The 4,472-nt window shown below is 65.3% G+C and carries 4 protein-coding genes; 3 read left to right on the top strand and 1 reads right to left on the bottom strand.

The window, feature by feature from the left end; all coding sequences use genetic code 11:
- Positions 1-356 precede the first annotated feature (356 nt).
- Entirely contained in the window at positions 357-1,283 is a 927-nt protein-coding gene (locus AC3WJE_RS20925; RefSeq protein ID WP_493732770.1) for a Gfo/Idh/MocA family protein, read from the bottom strand.
- Between the two features lie 174 nt (positions 1,284-1,457).
- Here AC3WJE_RS20925 and AC3WJE_RS20920 point away from each other — a divergent pair, with 174 nt between their 5' ends.
- From AC3WJE_RS20920 to AC3WJE_RS20910, 3 genes are all read left to right on the top strand, one after another.
- Positions 1,458-3,188, top strand: coding sequence for an IlvD/Edd family dehydratase (locus AC3WJE_RS20920; RefSeq protein WP_493732769.1), 1,731 nt, complete (start codon positions 1,458-1,460; stop codon positions 3,186-3,188).
- Complete coding sequence (locus tag AC3WJE_RS20915) at positions 3,188-4,087, top strand: SMP-30/gluconolactonase/LRE family protein (RefSeq protein WP_493732768.1); 900 nt, start codon at positions 3,188-3,190, stop codon at positions 4,085-4,087. The genes AC3WJE_RS20920 and AC3WJE_RS20915 overlap by 1 nt, the downstream gene beginning before the upstream one ends.
- Before the next feature lie 91 nt (positions 4,088-4,178).
- The coding region (locus AC3WJE_RS20910) for a hypothetical protein (protein ID WP_493732767.1) at positions 4,179-4,472 on the top strand (294 nt) is incomplete at its 3' end.

The following is a 4,472-nucleotide window of genomic DNA, read 5'->3' as shown; positions in this document are numbered from 1 at the left end:
GCCGGGGTGTGCTTTCTTTTGGTTACTTTTCTTTGCACAAGCAAAGAACAAGTGACTCGCTCCGAAGGAGCGAAAGCTGTTGCTGTTGCGGTCACTACAACGTCAAACGCAACAAGCAACGTCCATGGATCCCCGCGTTCGCGGGGATGACGGTAGAGAGATCGCGTGGAAATCACTGGGTTCCCGCCTGCGCGGAGACGACGGTAGAAAAATGGCGCAGAAGTCGCTGGATCCCCGCCTGCGCGGGGATGACGGTAGATACATCACGTGGAAGTCACTCGGTCCCCGCCTGCGCGGGGACGACGATTGAAAGATCACGCGAAAGCACCGAAGCCCCCCCACTGCCCAACCCCACCTCAATCAAAAAACGCCTCAACCACCTTCCGCCGCCCCAACATGAACCCATCCGCCACATGCCGCAGCGGCGCCAGATCAACATCCGACCGCCCCGCCTTGATGATCTCGGCAAAGCGCTTGTAGAGCATCGGATACTCCTGCTCCGGCTGCTCATGCACCAACACACCATCGACCGAAAGCTTCGCCCCCCCCTCCGACAACACCATCTCACCCGCATCGGTCTGCGCAACGATGTCCCAGCTCTGCTTACCCGTCTGCCGCCAGTCGAACTCCGCCGCAAGATCAAGCCCCTGCGCATCGGTGAACGTCATCGATGCAGCAATCGGCGCATCCCGGTTCTCCGGGAATTCCAGCAGCGCGGCCGTGAGGAACACCGGACGCGGCAGGATATGAGTCACGATCGACAGCGCGTTGATGCCCGGATCGAACACACCCAGGCCCCCGGCCTGCCAGATCCACTCCTGGTTCGGATGCCACTGGCGCACGTCCTCTTTCCAGGTCACCCGCATCGAACGGATCTGCGTACCGGCCAGGAAGCTTTTCGCCGCTTCGACCGCCGGCGCATAACGCGAATGCCAACTGGCGAACAGCGACACGCCCTTGGCGGTGGCAAGCGCCTCAAGATCGGCCACTTCCGACAGCGTCGCGCCCGGCGGCTTTTCCAGGAACACGTGCTTGCCGGCCGAAAGCGCCTTCAACGCCGCCTCGTAGCGATACTGCGGCGGCATGCACAGCGAGACCGCCTGGATGCCCGGCACGGCGGACAACATCTCGTCGATCGAGGTGAAATTGTCGATACCATCGACCGTTCCGTTGCGGCTTGCCGCGGCAACCAGTTGGTAGTCACTGTTGCCGGCGACGGCCGGCAGGTGCTGATCGCGCACGATCTTGCCGACACCGACGATTGCGAGATTGATCTTTGACATGTGGCCTCACGGGGATGGGCGCACACCGATACACGGATACATATCGATTATGCGGATATTGTTATTTTTACAATATCAATATGCCCGGTACGATCGCCGCCGTAAAGCGTCTCGACGGCCATCCGGCGGGACCGGAGCTTCCCCCGCCCCATTCCGCACGAGGATTCCGCATCCATGGGTTCACCCAAGAAGCCGTCGCCGTCCAGGCGTAGCCAGGAGTGGTTCGGCCGCGAAGGCAAGCAGGGTTTCTACTACCGCAGCTGGCTGAAGGGCCTGGGCCTGCCGCACGACCTGTTCGATGGTCGTCCGGTGATCGGCATCTGCAATACCTGGTCGGAACTGACGCCGTGCAACAGTTCCTTCCGCGAGCTGGCCGAGCACGTCAAGCGCGGTGTCTACGAGGCTGGCGGCTTCCCGCTGGAGTTCCCGGTGATGTCGCTGGGCGAGACCCAGATCCGCCCGACCGCGATGCTGTTCCGCAACCTCGCCAGCATGGACGTGGAAGAGTCGATCCGCGCCAACCCGATCGACGGCGTGGTGCTGTTGATGGGCTGCGACAAGACCACGCCCTCCCTGCTGATGGGCGCGGCCAGCGTGGATCTGCCGACCATCGGCGTGTCCGGCGGCCCGTCGTTGTCGGGCAACTGGCGCGGCAAGCCGGTCGGCTCGGGCACCGGCGTGATCGAGATGTCGGAAATGGTCCGCGCCGGCACCCTCAGCCAGGACGAGTTCGTCGAAGCCGAGGCCTGCATGCAGCGCTCCAAGGGCAGCTGCATGACCATGGGCACCGCGTCGACGATGGCGAGCATGGTCGAGGCGCTCGGCATGTCGCTGCCGGAGAACGCGGCGATCCCGGCGGTGGATTCGCGCCGCTTCCGGCTGGCGCATCTGAGCGGCCGCCGCGCGGTCGAGATGGTGCGCGAGGACCTGCGCATGTCCAAGATCCTCACCCGCGCCGCGTTCGAAAACGCGATCAAGGCCAACGCCGCGATCGGTGGCTCGACCAACGCGGTGATCCATCTGCTGGCGCTGGCCGGCCGCATCGGCGTCGACCTCAAGCTCGACGACTGGGACGAACTCGGCTCGCGCCTGCCGTGCCTGGTCAACCTCAAGCCATCCGGCCAATACCTGATGGAAGATTTCTACTACGCCGGCGGCCTGCCCGCCGTGCTGCGCGAAATCTCCGGGCAATTGGATCTGGGCGCGCTCACCGCCAACGGCCGCACGCTCGGCGAGAACGTCGCCGAAGCGCCATGCTGGAACCGCGACGTGATCCGCCCGCTGGCCGAACCGTTCAAGGCCGAAGCCGGCATCGCGGTGCTGCGCGGCAACCTCGCCCCGGACGGTGCGGTGATCAAGCCCTCGGCTGCCTCGCCGCACCTGCTGCAGCATCGCGGTCGCGCGGTGGTGTTCGAAGACATCGAAGATCTCAAGTCGCGCATCGACGACGAGGACCTCGACATCGACGAGACCTGCGTGATGGTGCTGAAGAACTGCGGCCCGCGCGGTTATCCCGGCATGGCCGAAGTCGGCAACATGCCGCTGCCGCCCAAGCTGCTTCGTCGCGGCATCACCGACATCGTGCGCGTCTCCGACGCCCGCATGAGCGGCACCGCCTACGGCACCGTGGTACTGCACACCTCGCCCGAGGCCGCCGCCGGCGGCAACCTCGCGCTGGTGCGCAACGGTGACTTCATCGAACTCGATGTGCCCAACCGTCGCCTGCACCTGGACCTGTCCGACGAGGAACTCGCACGTCGCCGCGCCGAATGGACCCCGCCACCCGCGCCGACGCGTGGCTGGGCCAAGCTCTACGTCGATCACGTGCAGCAGGCACACCTCGGCGCCGACCTGGACATCCTGGTCGGCGGCAGCGGCGACCGCGTCACCCGCGATTCGCATTGATGGACGCATCGTCCATCACACGCGGCCCGGCGCAATGCGTCTGGCCGCTCGCCGCGACCCTCGGTGAAGGCGCCTGCTGGTCGATCCGCGAACAGGCGCTGTACTTCGTCGACATCCTCGGCAAACGCCTGCACCGCTACACCCCGGCCAGCGGCGCGCGCCAGAGCTGGCAATTCGGCGAAGAGATTTCCGCCGTCGCCGAACGCGCCGACACCGCCGGCCTGCTGGTCAGCCTGCGCCATGATCTGGCGCTCTTCGATCCCGACAGCGAGGCACTGACCCGCCTGCATCGCCCGGAACCGGAGCGAAACCACAACCGTTTCAACGACGGCAAGTGCGACGCGCACGGCCGCTTCTGGGCCGGCAGCACCGACTACGCCTGCACTGCCTCGACCGGCGCGCTGTACCGCTTCGACGGCAACGGCCGCTGCGCCCGCCATCTCGACCAGGTGCACATCGCCAACGGCCCGACCTGGTCGGCCGACGGCCGCACCATGTTCTTCAACGAGACCGGCCACGCCCGCACCTGGGCGATCGACTTCGACCCCGACAGCGGCACGCTGGGCGAACGCCGGCTGTGGCTGCAACACGACGAAGCCATCGACGGCGCCCCCGACGGCATGACCACCGACGACGCCGGCCACATCTGGATCGCCCGCTGGGGCGGCAGCGCCGTGACCCGCCACGACGGCGAAGGCGCGCAACAAGCCAAGATCGACCTCCCCACCGCCCACGTCACCAGCTGCGCCTTCGGCGGCCCGGACCTGCGCACGCTCTACATCACCACCGCCACCGTCGGCCTGAGCGACGCGCAGCGTGCAGAACAACCGCTGGCCGGCGGCCTGTTCGCGATCGAACTCGACATCACCGGATTACCTGCAAACCGCTTTGCCGGTTAATCCGTAGAACGCAGTCTGTCGCCACTGCACATCGACAGCGTGAGATTCGAATTCGAATCCCTGCAACTCCGATCGATCACCACGACAACACTTGATCTCGTCGCGCGCAGGCGGCGGCACAGCGTCTTGCGCAAACACCAAGACGAATCGACATCCTAAGCCCACAGCCACCGGCATCCCCAACCAACAGCCGCTGTTGCTCGTGATTTTGCCGTTGCCGTTGCTGTTGATCTTGCCGTTGCTGTTGCTGTTGCTGTTGCTGTTGCTGTTGCTGTTGCTCGTGATTTTGCTGTTGCTGTTGCCTTGGACTTTGACTTACCCGGGGCCCCTGCCGCAGCGGCGGAGACGGCGGGAAAAACCCGCAGGGCGACGTGCATGGATGCAC

It is taken from the genome of Pseudomonas sp. GW821-FHT07E12, from assembly GCF_058986605.1.
The sequence above is the reverse complement of the archived record's forward strand: the minus strand, read 5'-3'. Positions and strand labels throughout refer to the sequence as shown.